The sequence below is a fragment of the Kitasatospora sp. NBC_01300 genome (assembly GCF_041435235.1).
In the GTDB taxonomy this organism is placed as follows: domain Bacteria; phylum Actinomycetota; class Actinomycetes; order Streptomycetales; family Streptomycetaceae; genus Kitasatospora.
The window spans coordinates 6123575-6147115 of the sequence record NZ_CP108408.1 but is presented as its reverse complement, the minus strand read 5'-3'; the positions used below and the strand labels follow the sequence as shown (position 1 = coordinate 6147115).

General features: G+C 72.5%; 19 protein-coding genes. 14 read left to right on the top strand and 5 right to left on the bottom strand.

What is annotated here, in order from left to right:
- Window positions 1-215: 215 nt before the first annotated feature.
- Complete coding sequence (locus OG556_RS26880) at window positions 216-1622, top strand: class II fumarate hydratase (RefSeq protein WP_371520332.1); 1407 nt, start codon at window positions 216-218, stop codon at window positions 1620-1622.
- A 104-nt stretch (window positions 1623-1726) separates the two neighbouring features.
- Here the strand turns inward: OG556_RS26880 and OG556_RS26875 are convergent, their stop codons facing one another.
- Window positions 1727-2197: an SPW repeat protein gene (locus OG556_RS26875; protein WP_063349890.1), complete on the bottom strand. Its 471-nt coding sequence runs from the start codon at window positions 2195-2197 to the stop codon at window positions 1727-1729.
- A 186-nt stretch (window positions 2198-2383) separates the two neighbouring features.
- Here OG556_RS26875 and OG556_RS26870 point away from each other — a divergent pair, with 186 nt between their 5' ends.
- The 11 genes from OG556_RS26870 (at window position 2384) to OG556_RS26820 (ending at window position 17220) form a co-directional block, all read left to right on the top strand.
- Window positions 2384-2956, top strand: coding sequence for a PadR family transcriptional regulator (locus OG556_RS26870; protein ID WP_371520330.1), 573 nt, complete (start codon window positions 2384-2386; stop codon window positions 2954-2956).
- A gap of 141 nt (window positions 2957-3097) precedes the next feature.
- Entirely contained in the window at window positions 3098-4798 is a 1701-nt protein-coding gene (locus tag OG556_RS26865) for an acyl-CoA dehydrogenase family protein (RefSeq protein WP_371520327.1), read from the top strand.
- A 167-nt stretch (window positions 4799-4965) separates the two neighbouring features.
- Complete coding sequence (locus OG556_RS26860; protein WP_371520324.1) at window positions 4966-6330, top strand: phosphoribosyltransferase family protein; 1365 nt, start codon at window positions 4966-4968, stop codon at window positions 6328-6330.
- A gap of 206 nt (window positions 6331-6536) precedes the next feature.
- Window positions 6537-7751, top strand: coding sequence for a 4-hydroxyphenylpyruvate dioxygenase (hppD, locus tag OG556_RS26855; protein ID WP_350875044.1), 1215 nt, complete (start codon window positions 6537-6539; stop codon window positions 7749-7751).
- A 76-nt stretch (window positions 7752-7827) separates the two neighbouring features.
- Window positions 7828-9054 carry a homogentisate 1,2-dioxygenase gene (locus OG556_RS26850; RefSeq protein WP_371520321.1) on the top strand — a complete coding sequence of 409 codons (1227 nt, stop codon included), beginning with the start codon at window positions 7828-7830 and terminating at the stop codon, window positions 9052-9054.
- Window positions 9051-9971, top strand: a complete 921-nt coding sequence (locus tag OG556_RS26845) for a hypothetical protein (RefSeq protein WP_371520318.1) — start codon at window positions 9051-9053, stop codon at window positions 9969-9971. The genes OG556_RS26850 and OG556_RS26845 overlap by 4 nt, the downstream gene beginning before the upstream one ends.
- The gene (gene fahA, locus OG556_RS26840) at window positions 9968-11191 is read left to right on the top strand and encodes a fumarylacetoacetase (protein WP_371520315.1); all 1224 of its coding nucleotides are present in this window, start codon (window positions 9968-9970) and stop codon (window positions 11189-11191) included. The genes OG556_RS26845 and fahA overlap by 4 nt, the downstream gene beginning before the upstream one ends.
- Window positions 11192-11496: 305 nt before the next feature.
- Window positions 11497-12543, top strand: coding sequence for an enoyl-CoA hydratase/isomerase family protein (locus OG556_RS26835; RefSeq protein ID WP_371520312.1), 1047 nt, complete (start codon window positions 11497-11499; stop codon window positions 12541-12543).
- Window positions 12544-12622: 79 nt separating this feature from the next.
- The gene (locus OG556_RS26830) at window positions 12623-13285 is read left to right on the top strand and encodes a GntR family transcriptional regulator (protein ID WP_371520309.1); all 663 of its coding nucleotides are present in this window, start codon (window positions 12623-12625) and stop codon (window positions 13283-13285) included.
- Between the two features lie 225 nt (window positions 13286-13510).
- Window positions 13511-16246 carry a pyruvate dehydrogenase (acetyl-transferring), homodimeric type gene (gene aceE, locus OG556_RS26825; protein ID WP_371520306.1) on the top strand — a complete coding sequence of 912 codons (2736 nt, stop codon included), beginning with the start codon at window positions 13511-13513 and terminating at the stop codon, window positions 16244-16246.
- A gap of 188 nt (window positions 16247-16434) precedes the next feature.
- Window positions 16435-17220: an enoyl-CoA hydratase gene (locus tag OG556_RS26820; protein WP_371520303.1), complete on the top strand. Its 786-nt coding sequence runs from the start codon at window positions 16435-16437 to the stop codon at window positions 17218-17220.
- Between the two features lie 122 nt (window positions 17221-17342).
- Here OG556_RS26820 and OG556_RS26815 read toward each other — a convergent pair whose 3' ends face one another.
- Window positions 17343-19157, bottom strand: a complete 1815-nt coding sequence (locus OG556_RS26815) for an NAD-binding protein (RefSeq protein ID WP_371520300.1) — start codon at window positions 19155-19157, stop codon at window positions 17343-17345.
- Between the two features lie 185 nt (window positions 19158-19342).
- Here OG556_RS26815 and OG556_RS26810 point away from each other — a divergent pair, with 185 nt between their 5' ends.
- Window positions 19343-19942 (top strand): HdeD family acid-resistance protein, encoded by a 600-nt coding sequence (locus OG556_RS26810; RefSeq protein ID WP_371520298.1) that lies wholly within the window; start codon window positions 19343-19345, stop codon window positions 19940-19942.
- Between the two features lie 93 nt (window positions 19943-20035).
- On the opposite strand, the gene OG556_RS26805 is transcribed toward OG556_RS26810, so the two are convergent.
- Genes OG556_RS26805 through OG556_RS26795 form a run of 3 tightly spaced genes read right to left on the bottom strand, consistent with a single transcriptional unit; the run spans window position 20036 to window position 22903 of the window.
- A complete protein-coding gene (locus OG556_RS26805; protein WP_371520295.1) occupies window positions 20036-20671 on the bottom strand; it encodes a DUF6461 domain-containing protein in 636 nt (211 codons plus the stop codon).
- Window positions 20672-20730: 59 nt separating this feature from the next.
- Window positions 20731-22251: a CoA transferase gene (locus tag OG556_RS26800; protein WP_371520292.1), complete on the bottom strand. Its 1521-nt coding sequence runs from the start codon at window positions 22249-22251 to the stop codon at window positions 20731-20733.
- Window positions 22252-22273: 22 nt separating this feature from the next.
- Window positions 22274-22903, bottom strand: coding sequence for a LysE family translocator (locus OG556_RS26795; protein ID WP_371520289.1), 630 nt, complete (start codon window positions 22901-22903; stop codon window positions 22274-22276).
- A 167-nt stretch (window positions 22904-23070) separates the two neighbouring features.
- Between OG556_RS26795 and OG556_RS26790 the strand changes: the two genes are divergently transcribed.
- Complete coding sequence (locus tag OG556_RS26790) at window positions 23071-23529, top strand: Lrp/AsnC family transcriptional regulator (protein ID WP_371520287.1); 459 nt, start codon at window positions 23071-23073, stop codon at window positions 23527-23529.
- The last annotated feature ends 12 nt before the right edge of the window (window positions 23530-23541 follow it).

The following is a 23541-nucleotide window of genomic DNA, read 5'->3' as shown; positions in this document are numbered from 1 at the left end:
ACACGGCCCGAGGGTAACGACCGGACGCGGTCCGGCCGTAACCGTGGACGCGGCCGGGCCGGAACGGCGAGCGTGGTCGGGCCGGAACCGCGAGCGTGACCTGGCCGCGACACCGGATGCGGCCGGGCGGAAATACCCGGGGCCCGCGCGCGGCTGTGGTGATCGGAGACCGCTCGGGGCCGGACCACCGGCCCGTTCAGGAGGTGCAGCGCGTGATGGGTGACGAGCAGGAGAACCAGCGGGAGTACCGCGTCGAGCACGACTCGATGGGCGAGGTCCGGGTGCCGGCCGCCGCGAAGTGGCAGGCGCAGACGCAGCGCGCGGTGGAGAACTTCCCGGTGTCCGGCCAGCGGCTGGAGCGCGCGCACATCGCCGCGCTGGCCGGGATCAAGGCCGCGGCGGCCCGGGTGAACGCCCGCCTCGGCGTCCTGGACGAGGACACGGCGGCGGCGATCGCGGCGGCGGCCGAGGAGGTCGCCGAGGGGCGGTGGGACGACGAGTTCCCGGTGGACGTGTTCCAGACCGGTTCGGGCACCTCGTCCAACATGAACGCCAACGAGGTGATCGCCACCCTGGCCGCCGAGCGGCTGGGCCGCCCGGTCCACCCGAACGACCACGTGAACGCCAGCCAGTCGTCCAACGACGTCTTCCCGTCCTCGATCCACATCGCCGCCACCGCCGCCGTCACGCACGACCTGATCCCGGCGCTGGAGCACCTGGCGGAGGCGCTGGAGCGCAAGGCCGCCGAGTTCGCACAGGTGGTCAAGTCGGGCCGGACGCACCTGATGGACGCCACGCCGGTCACCCTCGGCCAGGAGTTCGGCGGCTACGCCGCCCAGGTCCGGCACGGGCGGGAGCGGCTGCTGGCGACGCTCCCCCGGGTCGCCGAACTGCCCCTCGGCGGCACGGCGGTGGGCACCGGGATCAACACCCCGCCGGGCTTCCCGGCGGCGGTGATCGAGGAGGTCGCCCGCACCACCGGCCTGCCGCTGACCGAGGCGCGGGACCACTTCGAGGCGCAGGGGGCCCGCGACTCCCTGGTCGAGCTGAGCGGGCAACTGCGCACGGTGGCCGTCGGCTTCACGAAGATCGCGAACGACCTGCGGTGGATGGGCTCGGGCCCGCGCACCGGCCTCGGCGAGATCAACCTGCCGGACCTGCAACCCGGTTCGTCGATCATGCCGGGCAAGGTGAACCCGGTGCTCCCCGAGGTGGTGCTGATGGTCGCCGCCCAGGTGGTCGGCAACGACGCGACGGTCACCCTGGCCGGCGCGAGCGGCAACTTCGAGCTGAACGTGATGCTCCCGGTGCTCGCCCGCAACGTGCTGGAGTCGGTGCGGCTGCTCGCCAACAGCGCCCGGCTGCTGGCGGACCGGACGGTGGACGGCATCACCGCCAACGTCGAACGGGCCCGGGAGTACGCGGAGTCCTCCCCCTCGGTGGTCACCCCGCTGAACCGCTACCTCGGGTACGAGGAGGCGGCGAAGGTCGCCAAGCAGGCGCTGGCCGAACGGAAGACGATCCGACAGGTCGTGCTGGAGCGCGGCTACGTGGAACAGGGCAAGCTCACCCGGGAGCAGCTCGACGAGGCCCTGGACGTCCTGCGGATGACCCGCCCGTGACGGCCACCGACCCGCCCGTGACGGCCGCGGCTCCCTGACGACGTGCGCCGGGGCGCGGAGGACGGTTCGGCCCTCCACGCCCCGGACGCGGACTGTCGGTGACGTCAGCCCTTGGCGCGGCCGGCCCGGCCGAGCCGCATCGCTGCTCCGTTCGCCGTGATCGTGGCCATCGAGATCGCCGCGAGACCGAGCAGGAACATCACGGCACCGACGATGACGCAGGTGACGATGTTCCTGCCCTGCGCGGCCGATCCGGAGACGAGCCAGGGAGAGACGATCGTCCACGCGCCGAGCACGGTGGCCGCCCAGGCCCTCGCGTGGGTGCGCTCGTAGGCCGACCCGTAGCCCGCCATCAGCACGCAGTAGGCCAGGCCGACGATCAGGCAGGTCACGGTCAGCGTGTTGAAGGCGGTGAAGCCGACGATCCATGGCGATGCCGCCAGGAAGAGACCGGCCAGCACGGCCAGGGCCTCCGTGGCCTGGGCGCGCGGGGTCGAGGTGATCCGCTCGTAGTGCTCCCGTAGTTCGACGATGTCCGGGTGATGCTCCATGCCCATCGGAATCTGGGTAGACACCGATACCACCTCCTAGGGTTCGGAACATGGAGGGCTCTTGCCCCGTACCCATTCTGGCGCCTATCCGCCGATTTGCGCCTTTTGGCCGTAAATGCTCGATAACCATCCGATCACGCCGGTGACCTGCGTCTCACCACTCCGAACCCCCATTGCCTATGCAATTCGTTGCATAGCAGGATGCCGGGCATGGCACTGGAGCACGCGATCCTCGTCTCACTGCTGGAGCAGCCGGGCTCGGGCTACGAACTGGCCCGGCGCTTCGACCGTTCCATCGGACGCTTCTGGACCGCCACCCACCAGCAGATCTACAAGGTGCTGCGGCGGATGGAGGCCGACGGCTGGGTCGCCGCGGAAGAGGTCGCCCAGGACGGCCGGCCGGACAAGAAGGTCTACTCGGCGGCCGACGCCGGACGGGCCGTGCTCGCCGGCTGGCTGCGCGAACCGGTCGAGCCGGAGTCCGTCCGCCACGAGCTCGCGGTCAAGATCCGCGCCGCCGCCTTCGACGACCCGGCCGCGCTGATCTCCGAGGTCGAACGGCACCGCGAGAGCCACGCCGCCCTGCTCGCCCGCTACCTGCACGGCGAGCAGCGCGACTTCCCCGACCTCACCGCGCTCGACACCCAGCAGGAGCTCCAGCACGTGGTGCTGCGCGGCGGCATCGAGTACGAGCGGATGACCCTCGCCTGGCTCGACGACGTGCTCGCCACCCTGCACCGCCTCGCCGCGGATGACGGGCCACAGATGACGGGTGACAGATAACAGAATCTGAAATCTGAAAGCTGAACTCTGTCAGTTGTCATCTGTCGGCTGTCATCTGTCCGCTGTTCGCCGTCATCCGCCGGCCACCACCCGCCGCCTCCTCACCCGCCACCCCTCACCCTCGACCCCCGGGAGCCCGTGATGCTCTTCAACCCGCGTACGTACGACCCCGCGCAGTTCGACGAGCCGACCCGCCGGCTGCTGCGCGCGACCGTGGACTGGTTCGAGTCCCGCGGCAAGAAGGCGCTGATCGACACCTACGTCGACCGCACCTGGTACGCCGACTTCCTCGAATTCGCCGCCAAGGAGGGTCTGTTCGCGGAGTTCCTGACCCCGTCCGCGGCCGACCCGGGCAAGCGCTGGGACACCTCCCGGATCGCCGAGCTGAACGAGATCCTCGGCTTCTACGGCCTCGGCTACTGGTACACCTGGCAGGTCACCATCCTCGGCCTCGGGCCGGTCTGGCAGAGCAAGAACGAGGCCGTCCGGGCCCGCGCCGCCAAGCTCCTGACGGAGGGTCACGTCATGGCGTTCGGCCTCTCCGAGCGCACCCACGGCGCCGACATCTACTCCACCGACATGATCCTCACCCCGGACGGCGAGGGCGGTTTCACCGCGACCGGCTCCAAGTACTACATCGGCAACGGCAACGTGGCCGGCCTGGTCTCGGTGTTCGGCCGCCGCTCCGACGTCGAGGGCCCCGAGGGCTACGTCTTCTTCGCCGCCGACAGCCGCCACGACGCGTACCACCTGGTCAAGAACGTGGTGAACGCCCAGATGTACGTCAGCGAGTTCCGGCTGGAGGGTTACCCGGTGCGCGCCGAGGACGTGCTGCACACCGGGCAGGCCGCCTTCGACGCCGCGCTGAACACCGTCAACGTCGGCAAGTTCAACCTCTGCACGGCCTCGGTCGGCATCTGCGAGCACGCGATGTACGAGGCCGTCACGCACGCCCACAACCGGGTGCTGTACGGCCGGAAGGTCACCGACTTCCCCCACGTGCGACGGGAGTTGACCGACGCGTACGCCCGCCTGGTGGCGATGAAGATGTTCAGCGCGCGGGCCGTGGACTACTTCCGCACCGCCTCCCCCGAGGACCGCCGCTACCTGCTGTTCAACCCGATGACCAAGATGAAGGTCACCACCGAGGGCGAGAAGGTCATCGACCTGATGTGGGACGTCATCGCGGCCAAGGGCTTCGAGGCGGACACCTACTTCGACAAGGCGGCGAAGGACATCCGCGGCCTGCCGAAGCTGGAGGGCACCGTCCACGTCAACCTGGCACTGATCCTCAAGTTCATGGGCAACTACCTGTTCGCCCCGAGCGACTACGCTCCGGTACCGACCCGGCTGGACGCCACCGACGACGCCTTCCTGTTCCGCCAGGGCGCGGCCCGCGGCCTCGGCGCGATCCGTTTCCACGACTGGCGCACCGCGTACGACCGCCACACGCAGCTGCCGAACGTCGCCCGCTTCCGCGAACAGGCCGACGGCTTCTGCGAGTTGCTCCTCAGCCACGCGCCGAGCAAGGAGCAGCAGGCGGACCTGGACTTCCTGCTGGAGATCGGCCAGCTGTTCGCACTGATCGTCTACGGCCAGCTGGTGCTGGAGCAGGCGGAGCTGACCGGCCTGGACGAGGACGTCCTGGACCAGATCTTCGACGCGCTGGTCCGCGACTTCTCCGCGCACGCGACCGAGCTGCACGGCAAGGCCTCGACGACCCCGGAGCAGGCCGCCTGGGCGCTGGCGAACGTGCGCCGGCCGGTCGCCAACGCGGAGCGGGCCGCCGCCGTGTGGGCCCGGGTCGAGGAGCTGTCGGGCGCGTACGAGATGCGTCCGTAGCCGCCGCGCGGAACGTGGAACGGCCCCGGGGGCGGGGCACCGGGGGGTACGGGCCCACGCCCCCGGTGCCCCGCCCCCTCGGCGCCTCCCTCGGTGCTCCCTCGGTGCCCCCCTCGGCGCCCCGCGCGACGCCGCCCGGACGTACCGTGGAACACGGAGGGCGCGTCATGCACGGCACCGGGACCCACTTCACCGACCGGACCGACGCGGGCCGGCGGCTGGCCGCCCGCGTGGGCCACTTGGGCGGCGCCGACACCGTGGTGGTGGCGCTGCCCAGGGGCGGGGTTCCGGTGGCCGCCGAGGTGGCGGCCGCGCTCGGCGCGCCGCTGGACATCTGCGTGATCCGCAAGCTCGGCGTGCCCTACCAGCCCGAGCTGGGCATGGGGGCGATCGGCGAGGACGGCGTCCGGGTGCTGAACGAGCAGGTCATCCGGCTGGCCGGGGTCGGCGACGACCAGCTGGCCGCCGTGGAGCGGCGCGAGCGCACCGAGTTGGAGCGCCGGGCCCGCCGCTACCGGGGCGGCCGCCCGCCCGCCGACCTGCGCGGCCGCACGGTGATCGTGGTGGACGACGGCGTCGCCACCGGCTCCACCGCCCGGGCCGCCTGCCGGATCGTCCGGGCCCGGGGCGCGGCCCGGGTGGTGCTCGCCGTCCCGGTGGCCCCGGCGGACTGGACGGAGCGCCTGTCCGAGGTCGCCGACGAGCTGGTCTGCGTCGGCACGCCGTCGCCGTTCTTCTCGATCGGCGAGTTCTACGGGGACTTCGCGCAGACCGGCGACGAGGAGGTCCTGCGGCTGCTCGCCGAGGCCGCGGGCGGGCGGCGCGCGCCGGGGCCGGTGGACGTGGACCGCGAGCTGGTCCTGCGCGCCGCCGGTGTGCGCCTCGCCGGCCGGCTGACCGTCCCCGCCGCGCCGAGCGGCATCGTACTCTTCGCGCACGGCAGCGGCAGCGGCCGGCGCAGCCCGCGCAACCGTCACGTCGCCCGGTATCTGAACCGCTCCGGGCTGGCCACGCTGCTGTTCGACCTGCTCACCGAGGCCGAGGAGCCCGACCGCCGCAAGGTGTTCGACGTCGGTCTGCTCGGTGACCGGCTGACCGCCGTCGCCGAGGAGCTGGGCCGGCTGGAGGAGACCCGCGGCCTGCCGCTCGGTCTGTTCGGCGCCAGCACCGGCGCCGCGGCCGCGCTGCACACCGCCGCCGCCCTGCACACCGCCACCGCGCTCGGGCCCGCCGTCGGCGCGGTGGTCTCCCGCGGCGGGCGCCCCGACCTCGCCGGTCCCGACGTCCTGGGCCGGGTGAGCGCCCCGACGCTGTTCGTGGTCGGCGGCCTGGACACCACCGTGATCGACCTGAACCGGCGGGCCCGGGCCCGGCTGCACTGCGTGAGCGAACTGGCGGTGGTGCCGGGTGCGGGCCATCTGTTCGAGGAGCCGGGCACGTTGGACCAGGTCGCCGAGCTCGCCGGGGCCTGGTTCCTGCGCCACCTCGCCCCGCTCGGGACCGCCCAGGACCCGGTGTCGCGGGCCCCGTGAACCGGTCCCGATCGGCAGCACATTTTGCGCAGCCGAATGCGGGATTTCCTGATCAGCTTGTACACATTGAACAGTGAAATCCCGACCTGTTGCCCAGCCACCCGGACAGGAGCAAGCTCTCCGCCAGCCGCACCGCCCACCCGTTCGCGGCGCGGCCGCCTCAAGCGGACGCCTCAGAGCCGAGGCCAAAAGTGGAGGAACGACCGATGACCCCGCAGTCCCACGCCCTTGAGCTGACCCCCGAGGAGCGCGAGGCCGGTCTCGACGCCGACCAGCTGCGCCGCCTCGTCGGCCTCGTCGAGCACGACCCGGCCACCGACCCGTTCCCCGTCACCGCGCAGGACGCGGTCGTCTTCGTGGTCGGCAACGCCACCCAGACGGCCCAGTTCTACCAGGCCGTGTTCGGCATGGAGCTGGTCGCCTACTCCGGCCCGGAGACCGGCCGTCGTGACCGCAAGGCCTTCGTGCTCCGCTCCGGTTCCTGCCGCTTCGTGATCAAGGGCGGGGTGCTGCCGGACAGCCCGCTCCTGGACCACCACCGCCGCCACGGCGACGGCGTCGTCGACCTGGCCCTGGAGGTCCCGGACGTCGACAAGTGCATCGCGCACGCCCGCGCGACCGGCGCCACCGTCCTGGAGGAGCCGAACGACGTCTCCGACGAGAACGGCACCGTGCGCCGCGCGGCCATCGCCACCTACGGCGAGACCCGCCACACCCTGATCGACCGCTCCCGCTACCACGGCCCCTACCTGCCGGGGTACATCACCGCGCAGAGCAAGGTCCAGCACCCGGAGGGCTCGCCCAAGCGCCTGTTCCAGGCCCTCGACCACGCCGTCGGCAACGTCGAGCTGGGCCGGATGGACGAGTGGGTGTCGTTCTACAACCGGGTCATGGGCTTCGTGAACATGGCCGAGTTCGTCGGCGACGACATCGCCACCGACTACTCCGCCCTGATGTCCAAGGTCGTCGCCAGCGGCAACCACCGGGTGAAGTTCCCGCTCAACGAGCCGGCCATCGCCAAGAAGCGGTCGCAGATCGACGAGTACCTGGAGTTCTACACCGGCCCCGGCTGCCAGCACATGGCGCTCGCCACCAACGACATCCTCACCACCGTCGACGTGCTGCGCTCGCGCGGCGTGGAGTTCCTCAACACCCCCGACTCGTACTACGACGACCCGGAGCTGCGCGCCCGGATCGGCAAGGTGCGGGTGGACATCAACGACCTGAAGTCGCGCGGCATCCTGGTCGACCGCGACGAGGACGGCTACCTGCTGCAGATCTTCACCAAGCCGATCGGCGACCGCCCCACCGTCTTCTACGAGTTCATCGAGCGGCACGGTTCGCTGGGCTTCGGCAAGGGCAACTTCAAGGCGCTGTTCGAGGCGATCGAGCGCGAGCAGGACGCCCGCGGCAACCTGTGAGTGCCGGGGAACTCTGAGTACGGTCGGGCGTACCGTGAGGACGGTCGGCTGAGCACGGTCGAGGAGGAGCAGGGAGATGGCGTACTACCGGCAGCTGGGCAGCATCCCGCCCAAGCGGCACACCCAGCACCGCACACCCGAAGGCGGGCTGTACTACGAGGAGTTGATGGGCGAGGAGGGGTTCTCGTCGGACTCCTCGCTGCTCTACCACCGGGGCATCCCCTCGGCCGTGGTGAACGCGGTGCCGTGGGAGCTGCCGGACCAGTCCACGGTGCCCAACCACCCCCTGCTCCCCCGCCACCTCAAGCTGCACGAGCTGTTCGCGGACCAGGAGTGGAAGTCCGCGGACGTCGTCGGCAGCCGCCGCCTGGTCCTCGGCAACGGCGACGTGCGGATCTCGTACGTCGCCGCCGGGGCCCCGAGCGAGCTGTACCGCAACGGACTCGGTGACGAGTGCGTGTACGTGGAGTCCGGCTCCGGCACGGTCGAGACGGTCTTCGGCTCGATCGAGGTCGGCCAGGGCGATTACGTGATCATCCCGCGCGCCACCACCCACCGCTGGGTGCCGGCCGGGGACGAACCGCTGCGCGCGTACTGCATCGAGGCGAACAGCCACATCACCCCGGCCAAGCGCTACCTCTCCAAGTACGGGCAGCTGCTGGAGCACGCGCCGTACTGCGAGCGGGACTTCCGCGGCCCGGTCGGCCCGCTGGTCGTCGACGCCACCGGGGACGCCGCCGGGGGTGCCTCCGGAGACGTCGACGTGCTGGTCAAGCACCGCGGCCCGAACGGTGTCTCGGGCACCCGCTACACCGTGCCGCACCACCCCTTCGACGTGGTCGGCTGGGACGGCTGCCTGTACCCGTACGCCTTCAACATCCGGGACTTCGAACCGATCACCGGCCGGGTCCACCAGCCGCCGCCGGCCCACCAGGTGTTCGAGGGCAACGGCTTCGTGATCTGCAACTTCGTTCCCCGCAAGGTGGATTACCACCCGCTGTCGATCCCGGTGCCGTACTACCACGCCAACGTGGACAGCGACGAGGTCATGTTCTACTGCGGCGGCGACTACGCGGCCCGCAAGGGCTCGGGCATCGGCCAGGGCTCGATCTCGCTGCACCCCGGCGGGCACACCCACGGGCCGCAGCCCGGCGCGTACGAGCGCAGCATCGGCGTGGAGTTCTTCGACGAACTCGCCGTCATGGTGGACACGTTCCGCCCGCTGGAGCTCGGCGAGGGCGGCCGGGCCGGCGAGGACGGCAACTACGCCTGGACCTGGGCCGGGCGGGGGCCCGGGCGATGAGCGCCGCCTCGTCCGCCGCGCCCGACTCACCGGCCACCGGGGCGATCCCCGAGCTGTTCCGCAGGCTCTTCGACGACGCCGCGGTGTTCCCCCCGGGGAACCTGCCGGTCGCCGAGGCGGTGCCCGCGCACCGCGGGCACCGCGCGGCCTGGTACGCCGAGGCGGTCGGCCCGCTCCTGTGCGGGGCGGGCCGGCTGGGCGAGTTGGCCGCGGCGGTGGCGGGCGGTGCGGCGGCGGCATCGACCGGCGCGCCGGCTTCGGGCGGTGCGGCGCTCAGGGTCGGGCTCGTGCTGCCGGGGGGCAGTGCCGAACTCGGCCCGGCGCTCGCCGCCGCCGCGCCCTTCGAGCTGGCCGGCGTCGAACTCGCCGTCCGGGACGCCGCCGAGGCGGTCGCCGCCCTGGACCGGCTGCTGCCGCCGGACGTCCCGGCCGCCATCGAGCTGCCGCGCGAACTCCTGCGCGGCGACGGCCTGGGCGAAGTGCTGGACGTGCTCATCGACAGCCCCTACCGGGCGAAGTTCCGCACCGGCGGGGTGGTGGCCGAGGCGTTCCCGGACGAGGAGGAGCTGGCCGCCTTCCTCACCGGCTGCGCGCTGCGCGGACTGCCGTACAAGTGCACCGCCGGACTGCACAACGCCGTCCGGCACACCGACCCGGCCACCGGCTTCGAGCACCACGGCTTCCTCAACGTGCTGCTGGCCGCGCAGGAGACCGACCGGGCCGCGGCAGCGGCGGTGCTGGCCGAACGCGACGGAGCGGTGCTGGCCAAGGCCGTCCACGCATTGACCGATCGTCAGGTTACGGTGATCCGGAACTCGTTCACCGCGTTCGGCACGTGCAGCATCGCCGAACCCCTGGACGACCTGGCCGCGCTCGGCCTGCTGCCGTCCACGCCACAGCCCCAGGAGGACCGTTGAGCACCACCCCCCGCAGCTGGCTCGCCAGCGCCCAGGACTCGCCGTTCGGCGTGCATAACCTGCCGTACGGCGTGTTCACCGCCGCCGACCAGCCCGGCCGGCGCCGGATCGGCGTGCGCGTCGGGGACTTCGTACTGGACGCCGCGGCGGCCGCCCAGGCGGCCGGGGCGCCGTCCGCGCTGCTGGCCGCGGACTCACTCAACCCGCTGATGGCGGCGGGGCGTTCGACCTGGACGCAGGTCCGGGCCGACCTCACGCGGTGGCTGACGGACGAGTCCTACCGCGAGGCGCTGTCGCCCGCGCTGCTACCGGCGGGCGAGGTCCAGCTGCACCTGCCGTTCGAGGTCGCCGACTACGTCGACTTCTACGCCTCCGAGCACCACGCCACCAACCTGGGCCGGATCTTCCGCCCGGGGTCGGAGCCGCTCACCCCCAACTGGAAGCACCTGCCCATCGGTTACCACGGGCGGGCCGGCACGGTGGTCGTCTCCGGCACCCCGGTGGTGCGGCCCCACGGGCAGCGCAAGGCGCCCGCCGACCCGGCGCCGTCGTTCGGGCCGACCCGGCGGCTGGACATCGAGGCGGAGGTCGGCTTCGTCGTCGGCACCCCGTCCGAGCTGGGCCGACCGGTCGTCCTGGACGACTTCCGCGAGCACGTGTTCGGCGTCTGCCTGGTCAACGACTGGTCCGCGCGCGACATCCAGGCCTGGGAGTACGTGCCGCTCGGCCCGTTCCTCGGCAAATCCTTCACCACCTCCGTCTCCCCGTGGATCGTCCCGCTGGACGCCCTGCAGCACGCCCGGGTCGCGCCGCCCGAGCGCGACGTCGAGCCGCTGGCGTACCTGGACGACCGCGGCGGCGAGCCGTGGGGACTGGACCTGGCGCTGGAAGTCCGGCTGAACGGGCACCTGGTGTCCCGGCCGCCGTTCGCCTCGATGTACTGGACGGCACAGCAGCAGCTCACCCACATGACGGTCAACGGCGCCTCGCTGCGTACCGGCGACCTGTTCGCCTCGGGCACCGTCAGCGGACCGGAGCCGGAGACCCGTGGCGCGCTGATCGAGCTGACGTGGAACGGCGAGGAGCCGCTGAAGCTCCCGGACGGCACCACCCGGACGTTCCTGGAGGACGGCGACGAGGTCACCATCACCGCCACCGCTCCGGGGGCGGACGGCGCCGTCATCGGCTTCGGTGAGGTGACGGGGCGGGTCCAGCCGTAGGCGGTCCGCCGCCGCCGGCCGACAACTGACGGCGAACAGATCACAGATCACAGATCACAGGCGACAGATAACAGCTGACAGATTTCATCATCTGTCAGCTGTTATCTGTTACCCCCACCCCTTCCCCGAACTTCCCCTCGCGTGCCGAACCCACCGCGCCTACAGGCCCGCCCCACCGGTGGCGACGATGTCCTCGCGGCCCGTCGGCCGGCCGGTCAGGTGATCACGGCTCCGCGCCGCCCCGGTACGGTGGACGACAGGAGTCGTCAAGACCGAGGGACGACCGGACGACGGGAACGGACCCGATGAGCGCAGAGGTGGCGGAGGTCCAGGTCTCCCTGGACGGCGAGGCCGGACGGATCGTGCTGAACCGGCCGCGGGCGCTCAACTCGCTGACCCACGGCATGATCACCACCGTCCACACGACGCTGGCCGAGTGGGCCTCGGACGACCGGGTGCGCACCGTCGTCCTGACCGGCGCCGGCGAACGCGGCCTCTGCGCCGGGGCCGATCTCCGCGCACTGCACGACGACGCCAAGGCCGGCGGGGCCGGCACCCGGGCCTTCTTCCGCGACGAGTACCGGCTGAACGCGCTGATCGCCCACTACCCGAAGCCGTACGTCGCGGTGATGGACGGCATCACCATGGGCGGCGGCGTCGGCCTGTCCGCCCACGGCGCGGTCCGGATCGTCACCGAACGTTCCACCGTCGCGATGCCCGAGACCCGGATCGGGCTGGTCCCGGACGTCGGCGGCAGTCGGCTGCTCGCGCTCGCCCCGGGCGAGTTGGGCACGCACCTCGGCCTCACCTCCGCCTCGATGGGCCCCGGTGACGCGCTGCTGTGCGGGTTCGCGGACCACTTCGTCCCCTCGACGCGGATCGCGGCGCTGCTCGACGCCCTGGCCGAGAGCCCCGACCCGGCCGCCGTCGTCGCCGCGCACGCCGAGCCCGCGCCAGGGCCCCCGCTCGCGGAGCAGCGCGGCTGGATCGACGCCTGCTACGCGGCCGACACCGTCGGGGAGATCGTCGAACGACTGCTGAACTCCGGTGTGGCGGAAGCGAAGGAAGCCGCGGAGCTGCTCCTCGGCAACTCCCCCACGGCCGTCACGGTGACCCTCGCCGCGCTGCGCCGGGCCCGCACGCTCCCCTCCCTGGAGGCCGTGCTCGACCAGGAGTACCGCGTCTCCTGCGCCGCGCTGGGCGGGCACGACCTGGTCGAGGGCATCCGCGCCCAGGTGATCGACAAGGACCGCACCCCGCGTTGGTCCCCGGCGGCGCTCGCCGAGGTCGGGGAGGCGGACGTCGCCCGCTTCCTCGCCCCGCGCGTGGGCGACGAGTTGGGCCTGGCCTGACCGGACGGCGCCGCCGGCCCCGCACCGCACCGCCGCGCGCCATGAACCACGCGCCATGAACCACGATCAAGGAGCCCGCATGACCCGCCCGAGCCCTCCGCCACCCGCCGGGGACGCCGACCCGCTGTCCCGGGTGCCGCTCGGCGAGCAGGTGCGCGGACTGCTGCTGGAGGGCCTGCTGAACGGGCGCTGGCAGCCCGGCGACCGGATCGTGGAACGGCGCCTGGCCGCCGAGTTGAACGTCAGCCAGGCGCCGGTGCGCGAGGCGCTGCGCTCGCTGCAGTCGCTCGGGCTGCTCGACGCCGAGCCCAACCGGGGCGTGCGGGTGCGCGAGATCAGCCCGGCCGAACTGCGCGAGGTCTACCAGGTGCGGGCCGCGCTGGAACGGCTGGCCGCCGAGTCGGCGGTCGTCCGCCTGGCCGGGGACACCGCCGCCCTGGAGCGGCACGCGGAACGGATGGCGGCGGCGGCCGGGGCGGGTGACGCGCTCGGGCAGGCCCGGCACGGCGTGGCCTTCCACCGCGAGATCGTGGCCGCCGCCGGCAACGGGGCGCTGCTGCGGACCTGGGAGGGGCTGGGCGTGGAGGTGTGGACGGTGCTGTCGCTGCACCGGGTCCGTCCGGAACTGCACGAGAACGCGGCCGACCATGCTCCGCTGATCGAGGCCTTCCGGCAGCGGGATCCGGAGGTCGGACGACTGCTGGCGGAACACGTCCTGGAGTACGCCGACCGCTCCGCCTGAGCGGATCCGGGCGAGGTCCTGGCGGGTTCTGGCTGGTGTCGGCGGGTCCCGCCCCGAGATTATTGTTCGCATGAAGATGATCGATCATCGCTCACATTACTCTCCAGTAGCGGTTGACGCGCCGCCGGAGCACTCCCTACCGTCCATAGAGACCTTCCATGGAGAGAAATGCTATTCCGCATCCCGGAATCGGCACTCTGAAGCACCGGCAAAGGGGAACCATCCGTGTCCCAGCTCGACCAGCTTCCCGACCGCGACCCCGAAGAGGTCGCGGAGTGGCGCGCCTCCCTGGACGCCGCCAGCGACTTCGGCGGAGCGCACCGCGCCGCCCACCTGCTGCGCCGCCTCGTCGAACACGCCGAACTGCGCCGGCTCGACGTCCCGCCGCTCCTGGACACCCCGTACGTCAACACCATCCCGACCGGCGCCGAGCCCGAGTTCCCCGGCGACGAGGCGATCGAGCGCCGGATCACCGCCTGGAACCGCTGGAACGCCGCCGCCATGGTGACCAGGGGCAACCACCGCGGCGGCCTCGGCGGGCACATGGCCACGTACGCGTCGGCCGCCTGGCTGTACGAGATCGGCTTCCAGCACTTCTTCCGCGGCAAGGAGGCCGACGGCTCCGGCGACCAGCTGTACGTCCAGGGCCACGCCGCACCCGGCGTCTACGCCCGTGCCTTCCTCGAAGGGCGCATCGGCGAAGCCCAGTTGGACCGCTTCCGGCAGGAGGCCGGCGGCGACGGCCTGCCCTCGTACCCGCACCCGCGCCGGCTGCCGTGGTTCTGGGAGTTCCCGACCGTGTCCATGGGCCTCGGACCGCTGTCGGCCATCCACCAGGCCCGGTTCAACCGGTACCTGACCGCGCGCGGCATCAAGGACACCTCCGGCTCGCACGTCTGGGCGTTCCTCGGCGACGGGGAGATGGACGAGCCGGAGTCGACCGCCGCGCTCGCCCTGGCCGCCCGCGAGGGGCTGGACAACCTCACCTTCGTGGTCAACTGCAACCTCCAGCGCCTGGACGGACCGGTGCGCGGCAACGGAAAGATCGTCCAGGAGCTGGAGCGCCAGTTCCGCGCCGCTGGCTGGAACGTCGTCAAGTCGCTGTGGGGCGAGGCCTGGGACGACCTCCTGGCCCGCGACACCACGGGCGCTCTGGTGCGCCGGCTCGGCACGGTGCCGGACGGACAGTTCCAGACCTACGCCGCCTCGGACGCCCGCTACGTCCGCGAGCACCTGTTCCAGTCCGCGCCCGAACTCCGGGCCATCGCCGAAACGGTGGACGACCAGCGGCTGTTGGAGATCGTCGCGACCTCCCGGGCCGGGCACGAACCGCGCAAGGTGTACGCCGCCTACCGAGCGGCGCTGGAGCACCGGGGCGCCCCCACGGTGGTGCTGGTGCAGACGGTCAAGGGCTGGACGCTCGGCCCAGGCTTCGAGGCCCGCAACGCCAACCACCAGATGAAGAAGCTCTCCGGAGCGGAGTTCCGGGCGATGCGCGACCTGCTCGAACTTCCCATTCCTGACAGCGCCTTGACCGGCGGGCTGGTCCCGTACGCGCACCCGGGCCCGGACTCCCCGGAGGCCCGATACCTCCGGGAGCGGCGCGCCGCGCTGGGCGGCCCCGCGCCCGCCCGCCGGGTGCGCTTCACCCCGTTGCCCGAGCTGCCCGCGAAGCCCTTCGAGGCGCTGCTCAAGGGCTCCGGCACGCAGGAGATCGCGACCACCATGGCGTTCGTCCGGCTGGTCAAGGACCTGATGCGGGACAAGGCCACCGGCCACCGCTGGGTGCCGATCGTCCCGGACGAGGCACGCACCTTCGGCATGGAGTCGCTCTTCCCGAGCGCCGGCATCTACTCGCCGCTGGGGCAGACCTACGACCCGGTCGACCGTGACCAGCTGCTCCACTACAAGGAGTCGGCGACCGGCCAGATCCTCAACGAGGGCATCACGGAGGCCGGTTCGATGGCCTCGCTGACCGCCGCCGCGACCGCTTACGCCACCCACGGCGAGCCGGTGATCCCGTTCTACATCTTCTACTCGATGTTCGGCTGGCAGCGCACCGCCGACCAGATGTGGGCCCTGGCCGACCAGCTGGGCCGGGGCTTCCTGATCGGCGCCACCGCCGGACGCACCACGATGACCGGCGAGGGCCTGCAACACGCTGACGGCCACTCGCAGTTGATCGCCTCCACCAACCCGGCGACGCTTTCCTACGACCCCGCCTTCGGGTACGAGGTCGCGGTGATCGTCCGCGAGGGCCTGCGCCGGATGTACGGCAGCAGCCCCCAACACCCGCACGGTGAGGACGTGTTCTACTACCTGACCGTCTACAACGAGCCGCTGCCACAGCCGCCGCTGCCGACCGGCACGAATGTCACCGACGCTACCGACGCCACTGACATCACTGACATCACTGACGGCATCCTGCGCGGACTGTACCGCTACCGCCCGGCGGAGCCCTCGCCGGACGGCGACGCGCCGCGGCTCCAACTGCTCGCCTCGGGCACCGCCGTACGCTGGGCACTCGCCGCCCAGCAACTGCTCGGCGAGGACTGGGGCGTGGCGGCGGACGTCTGGTCGGCGCCCTCCTGGACGGAGCTGCGCCGGGAGGCACTGGACTGCGACGCGGCCAACCTGGCGCAGGCGGCGGCCGGTACGGGCGCGGCGGCGCGCGTCCCCTACGTGACGCGGGCACTGGCAGGGGCGCCCGGGCCGGTGCTGGCGGTCAGCGACTGGATGCGCGCGGTGCCGGACCAGATCCGCCCGTGGGTGGAGCAGGACTGGACGTCGCTCGGCACGGACGGCTTCGGCCTCTCCGACAGCCGGGACGCGGCACGGCGACACTTCGGCGTGGACGCCCAGTCGATCACGGTGGCGGCGCTGGCCGCGCTGGCGCGCCGGGGCGAGGTCAAGGCGGAGACCGTCCGGCAGGCGGCCGAGCGCTACGGGGTCCGCTTCTGACCCCTGACGTCCCGTGTCCGGAGGCCGCCCGCGTCCGGAGCCCTGGGCCCCGGCTCCGCAGCGGGGAGCCGGGCCCGTGACGACCGTCTCGCATACCAAGACTGGCGCGAGTCGGGGCGCGTCGTAGATCGTTGGACGGTCAGGGCGCGCCCGCGCGGCGCCGAGCAGCGGAATGGGAGTCAACGGCGATGACCGAGACCGAGACCTACGAGACGATCCTGGTCGAGCGCAAGGGCCGGGTGGGGCTGATCACGCTCAACCGGCCGAAGGCGCTCAACGCGCTGAACACCCAGCTGATGAACGAGGTGGTCGCGGCCGCCACCGCCTTCGACCGGGACCCGGAGATCGGCTGTCTGGTGATCACCGGCTCGGAGAAGGCGTTCGCGGCCGGCGCCGACATCAAGGAGATGCAGGGCAACCGGTTCCCGGACGTCTACCTGGACGACTGGCTGGGCCCCTGGGACCGGCTCGGCGCGCTGCGCAAGCCGGTCGTGGCGGCGGTGGCCGGGTTCGCGCTGGGCGGCGGCTGCGAGCTGGCGATGCTGTGCGACATCCTGCTGGCGGCGGACACCGCGAAGTTCGGGCAGCCGGAGATCAAGCTCGGCGTGATCCCGGGCATCGGCGGCTCGCAGCGGCTGACCCGGGCGGTCGGCAAGGCGAAGGCGATGGAACTGTGCCTGACCGGCCGGATGATGGGCGCCGAGGAGGCCGAGCGGGCCGGCCTGGTCTCCCGGATCGTCCCGGCGGACCAGCTGCTCGCCGAGGCCCTGACGGTGGCCGAGACCGTCGCGGCGATGTCCACCCCGGCGGCGGTCATGATGAAGGAAAGCGTCAACCGCGCCTTCGAGACGACCCTCGCCGAGGGCGTCCGCTTCGAGCGCCGACTGTTCCACGCGGCGTTCGCCACGGCGGACCAGAAGGAGGGCATGGCGGCGTTCGCCGAGAAGCGCCCGCCGTCCTTCACCAACCGGTGACCTGGCCGCTCACGGCTGACAGCTGACAGCCGACAAGTAACAGATAACAGCTAACAGATTTCGTCATCTGAAATCTGTTAGCTGTTATCTGCCGGCTGTCTGCTGTTACCTGCCGACCGCCGTCACGCCTCGTCCACCAGCGCCGTGTTGAGCCGGGCGAGCCCACTGCGGGTGGCGGCGACCACGATCTGGTCTCCGGGGGTGAGGCGCCGCGTGCGGTCGGGGAAGTTCCACTGCAACTGCGCGCTGCGGGCGAACCGGACGGCGATCACCCGGACGCCGCCCGGGTCCTCCAGGTCGTGCCGGTTCATCCCGATCAGCCCACTGCCGTCCTCGACCGTCAACTCGGCGATCAGCAGCACGTGCCGGAACACCGACAGCATCCCGCGCACCTCGCGCCCCATCAGGGCGGCGGCGAAGGCGGGTGCGGCCAGGTACGAGACCGAGCGCGAGGCCGCGTTGTCCAGCGTCGCGTAGAAGTGCCCGGCGAAGTTGTCGTCGAACAGCCGCACCACCACGCGGACTTCGGGATTCCCGTGGCGCGCCTCCAGGGCCGCCTCCAGGTTGGTGGCGTCGTCGCCGCTCACCGCGACCAGCGCCCGGCTGTGCTTCAACCGGGCACGGCGCAACTGCTCCTCGAACGGGCCGTCGCCCAGGACCACCGGAATGCCGAGCGCCCGGGCGGCGGCGATGCCCCGGGCCTGCGGGTCGCGCTCCATGCAGACCACCGGCACGCCCAGTTCGTGCAGTTGGGCCGCGACCCGGGTGCCGACGTTGCCGAGGCCGACGACGATCACGTGGTCCCGGGTGCCGGCCCCGGGGTTGCGGGGCTGCCCGCGCCGCCCGGAGCCGAGCACCTCGACCGCGATGGCGGTGGCGACCGGGGCGAAGGTGATCCCGCAGATGGTGATCACCACCTGCGCCACCCGCTGCCACAGTCCGCCCGTCCCCGTCCCGGCGGCGATGTCGGCGAGCTGGTCGGGCTGGGCGGCGCCCGCGAGGTCGAGCAGCGAGATGTAGAGGGTCCAGCCGAAGTTCCGGTTCAGGTACCAGAGCACGCCGAAGGCCATCAGCACTGCGGCGAGGGCGGTGAGCAGCACCAGCCGCATCCGGGCGCTGGTGAAGAAGCGCATCATGTCGAGCAGCCGCCAGCGCGCCCGCCGCGCCCAGCTGATCGGTTCCCTGGGTTCGATGCGCAGCGCCTGGAGAGCGGCCACGCCGCCCGGCTCCTCCTCGGGCACCGGCTCCGGGTCCGCGTCGCGGCGAACGCCACCGGGGCGGACCGGTCCGTCGTCGCCGAACTCGCTGGCGAGCCGGACGAAGTCGGCCGAGTCGCCGCGCTGTTCGGGCAGCAGGCGGATCCTGCTGAGGTCCTGGCGGTCGATGTGGTCGGCGACCACGCAGATCCGGTCGGAGGTGATGGCGTCGTCGAAGGCGATGTGCAGGAAGCGTCCGCCGATCTCGACCGAGTTGGGCCGCCCGAGCGCCGCCGCGGCGAAGGCGGGTGCGGCGGTGGCGGAACCGGAGAGCGCGGCACCGTTCCTGAGCAGCCGTTCGATGTTCTCGCCGAGGCGCTGGTTGAACATCCGGAGCACGATCCGGAGGTCCGGGTTGTGGCCTTGGGCGCTGAGCGCGGCGTGGATGTTGTCCTGGTCGCTGCCCTCGACGAGGGCGAGGCCGCGGGCGGTGTCGATCGACACCTCGCGCAGCGCCTCGTCGGTGATGCTGGCGTACTCGACGACGGCGGCGACGCCGGGGAGTTGCTCGATCTGCGGCGCGTGGTCGCGGGTGCGATCGGTGACCAGGACGACGACCGGGACCTCGTAGTGCTCGACGAGTTCCAGGACCAGCCGGTGGGCCAGTGCGTTGCCCCCGCAGACGATGTAGTGCTGACTGACCGGCTCGACCGAACGGGTCCCCCACCCTTCAGAAGTCATACCGCCGGATGATATCGACGGCAGGCGGCCGGACGGTGTCGTTCCGGCGACCGGAAGGCCACCGGTGCCGTTCCATCGAACATTCGTCTCCCCCGAACGGCCGTACCCGGCGCGCCGGTCGGCGGTGGCCCGGCCAGTCTGGGGTTCGGCCCCTGCCCGTCCCCGGCCCCGAGGAGTACACCACCGTGGTTTCCCCGATCATCACCCCCGACGGTTCCCCGGTCCAGGGTCCGCTCGGCCAGCTCGCCAAGGCCGCCTGGCAGGTCCTGCTGCTCGCCGGAATCGTCTCGCTGGCCCTCGGAATCGTCGTCTTCGTCTGGCCGAAGGAGACCCTGCTGGTGGTGGGCGTGCTGTTCGGCCTCTACCTGCTGGTCATCGGCATCGTGCAGTTGGTCGCCGCGTTCGGCACCCACGCGTCCACCGCGATGCGGGTGCTGGCCTTCATCAGCGGGGCGATCTGCGTCCTGCTGGGGCTGCTCTGCTTCCGCAGCGCGGCGCAGTCGCTGGTCCTGCTCGCGATCTGGATCGGCATCGGCTGGCTGTTCCGGGGCATCACCCAGCTAGCCGCCGCGGTTTCCGACCCGGCGATGCCGGCCCGTGGCTGGCAGGCCTTCGCAGGCGCGGCCAACACGGTGGCCGGTGTGCTGCTGCTGGTCTGGCCGGTCGGTTCGATCGCCGCGTTGGCCGTCCTGGCCGGCTGCTGGCTGGTGGTCCTCGGGCTGATCGAGATCGTGACGGCCCTCCAGATGCGCGGCCGGGCCAAGCAGATCCCGGCGGGGGTCTGACTTCACTACCTGACTCCACGACCTGACCCGACGGTTCTGACTCGACGGTTCTGACTTCACGGGCCAGACTCCACGGGCCAGCAGACTCCGCAGCTAGCGCGTCGGCGCGTAGCCGATCCGGAAGGTGGCGGCCTCCAGCCGTTCCGGTGTGAGCCGGACGCCTGTCAGCCGCTCGGCCAGCGCGAACGCGGCCTCGGTGTGCAGGTCGTGACCCTCCCCGTCGAGCCGGAAGCCGCAGGCCGTCAGCAGCGCGGGGACACCGGGGGCGTCGGCGTCCGAACCGTGCCGCTGGGCGGGGAACAGCGGCTCGAACCGGAGCCGGCAGCTGCCCTGCTCCCACCAGTTGAAGTGGTCCACCGCGACGGCGTTCCGGAAGTGCGAGACCAGCCGGGTGCCGTCGGCGAGGCGGCGGATGACGTCGGGCAGGCTGCCGAGGTGGCCGAAGACCTCGACGACGACGGCCCACCCGTCGAGTTCGGTGACCGCGACGAGCAGCCGGTCGTCCTCCGGCTCGATCCGGGCCTCCGCCTCCTCGTCCTCCCCGTCGTCGAAGGTCTCCCAGGCGGCGACCACGGCGTCCAGGCCGGTGACCTCCCGACCGGGCAGGGCGCCGAAGCGGCTCAGCAGTTCGTCGGCGGTGATCCCCTCGACCAGCGTCAGGCAGTGGGCCGCCCCGGGGACGGGGTAGCGCTGCTCGAACCAGGTGTAGTCGGTGGCGTGTGCAGTCATGCGCCGATGCTGTCAGCTGCCTGTGACACCGTCGGCCGGGCGGCGGTTGCGCGGCGTCCTCAGAGCCAGACCGGCGCGTCCGTCCCCCAGCGCCCCGGCGGGCGGGACCAGTCGGTGGGCGCGCCGGTGTAGGCGATGGGCGTCAGGGCGTGGCGCAGCCGTCCGTAGGCGGAGTCGGTCTCGGCGAGCCACCGGGCCGGGTCGTACGCCCCGGTGTCCGGAGCGCCGTCCGCCGGGGCAGCAGGGGCGGCAGGGGCGGGCGCCTCGGGCGGGATGCCGTGCAGCAGCCACGAGGCCGTACCGGCGAGGGAGAACCGCAGGTGGCGGCCGCCGGGCCGGCCGGTGCGCTGCTCGGTGAGGGCACGCAGGACGGCGGCGGCGACGAGGTAGCCGGTGCCGTGGTCGAGGGCCTGGGCGGGCAGTACGCCCGGGCGGCCGTCGGGGCCGGCCTCGTGGGCGGCGATGCCGACGCCGGCCTGGACGAGGCTGTCGAAGCCGCGCCGGCCGGCCCAGGGGCCGGCCCAGCCCCAGGCGCAGAGCTGCGCGACGATCAGGCCGGGGTGGCGGGCCGACAGTGTGTCGGGGGCGAGGCCGTACGCGTCGAGGGCGCCGGGGCGGTATCCGGTGACGAGGACGTCGGCGGTGGCGAGCAGGCCGTCGAAGACGGCGCGGTCGGCGGGATCGGCGAGGTCGAGGCGGGTGGAGCGCTTGCCGAAGCCGGTGTCGGTGTGGGCGTCGTCGGCCTCGGGGAGGTGGGGCGGGTCGACGCGCAGGACGTCGGCCCCCAGCAGGGCGAGGGTGCGGGTGGCGACCGGTCCGGCGATGACCCGGGTGAGGTCGAGGACGCGGATCCCGGCGGCGGGCCGCTCCGGGCCGGCGTCGCCGAGCGGACGGACGGGCGCGGTGCCGGTCACCCGGCTCTCCACCAGGGGGTGCACGGTGGCACTCACCGGCGCGACGGCCACGGCGAGCGCCCCCGCTTCGAACGCCCGCTCCTGGACCTGCTCCGCCGGCAGTTCACCCAGCAGCTCGGCGAGTTGCTCGGGCCCGGCGTCGGCGGGCAGGTCGAGGGCGGCGAGCAGTCGGGTGCGGTGGTGCGGGTAGTTGGCGTGGGTGCGGACCCAGCCGTCTGCGGTGCGCCAGAAGCCGGAGTGCGGGGCGAAGCTGACGGGTGTGCGGCCGTCGACGGTCAGGTGGCGTTCGCTGACGAAGGCGGTGGCGACGGCGCCCTGGTCCACCCGGACGGCGGGGACCGGGCCGCCGGCGCGGTGGGCGGCGAGTTCGGCGGCGGCCAGCGAGCAGGCGGCCACGGTGGCCCGGGCGAGCCGGCGCACCGGCAGGCCGGAGGGCAGGACGTCGCCGGGGCCATGGAAGGAGACCCGCCCCAGCAGGTCGGCCGATCCGCCGAGGGCGGCCCAGAGGTCGGCGGTGGGCCGGTCCGCGGGTTCCCCGCCGGGGGCGGGCTGATCGGTGGACGCAGCCTGTTCGGCGGGCACGGGCCGATCGGCGGACGCAGCCTGTTCGCCGGACGCGGGCTGATCGGCGGGCCGGGTGCCGGGGGAGGTCGGACGCTCTGTCATGCCCGGCATTGTGCTCCCGTTCTCAGGCGCTCGCCGTGACGCCCGCCACCAGCATCAGCAGCACCGCCGAGACGAGGGTCATCCGGCGCGCCGCGCGCGGGGTGCCGCCGAGCCGTCCGCCCAGGCGTCCGCTGGCGTGCGCGACCAGCCCGTACACGACGGCGCAGGCCAGCACGTTGAGCGAGCCGAGGGCGAGCACCTGCCCGCCGACCGGCAGCGCGGCGCCCGGCTCGACGAACTGCGGCACCAGGGAGAGGTAGAGCAGCAGTCCCTTGGGGTTGAGCAGGGCGGTCAGCATGCTCTGGCGCAGCACGGTCGCGGTGGGCTGCGGCTTGGGCTCGGTGAGGGCCGTGGCGCCCCCGCCCTTGCGCAGCGTGAGCAGCATGGTGACGGCCAGCACCAGCAGGTACGCGGCGCCGGTGAGGCGCAGGACGGGCAGGGCGGCGGGGACGGCACGCAGCGCGGCGGCCAGGCCGGCGCTGGAGAGCAGGGTGTGGACGGCGTAGCCGGCGCAGACACCGCCGACCGCGATGAAGGCGGCGCGCCGGCCCTGGCCGAGGCCCCGGGCGGCGATGTAGAGCCAGTCGGGCCCCGGTGTGCAGACCAGCAGCAGGTCGACTCCGAGGAAGAGGAGGAGGGCGTGGGTGTCCATGGGTGGCGGTGACCTGTCGTGCTCGTTCGGGCGGGTCCCGGCCGTTGGTCCGGTGATCCTCGCGGCACCTGTCCGGTGCGTTCGGTCACTGAAGGTAGCCGGATAGCCCTGGCACGCGATGGCCACTTCCTGCTCGCCCGGCCCGCGTTTTGGCAGAATATTGCGCCATGGACCGAATCGACCGCAGAATCCTCCGCGAGCTCCAGCAGGACGGCCGCCTGACCAACGCCGACCTGGCCGCCCGGGTGGACCTCACCCCCTCCCCCTGCCTGCGCCGGGTCCGACAACTGGAGCAGGACGGCGTGATCCGCGGCTACCGCGCTCTCCTGGACGGCACGGCGGTCGGACGCGGCTTCCAGCCCTTCGTCACGATCACCATGCGTCACGAGGATCAGGTGACGGTCGCCGAGTTCGAACGCCGGGTGGCGGAGCTGCCGGAAGTGGTGGAGGCGCACCGCCTCTTCGGGGAACCCGACTACCTGCTGCGCATCGCGGTGGCCGACATCGCCGCGTACGAGCGCTTCATCACCGACGTGCTCTCCAGCCTGCCGGGGATCGCTCAGGTCAACTCGCATCTGACGATGAAGCAGGTGAAGGCCGACCGGGGGCTGCCGATCGGCGGATAGGCTGCGAACGGG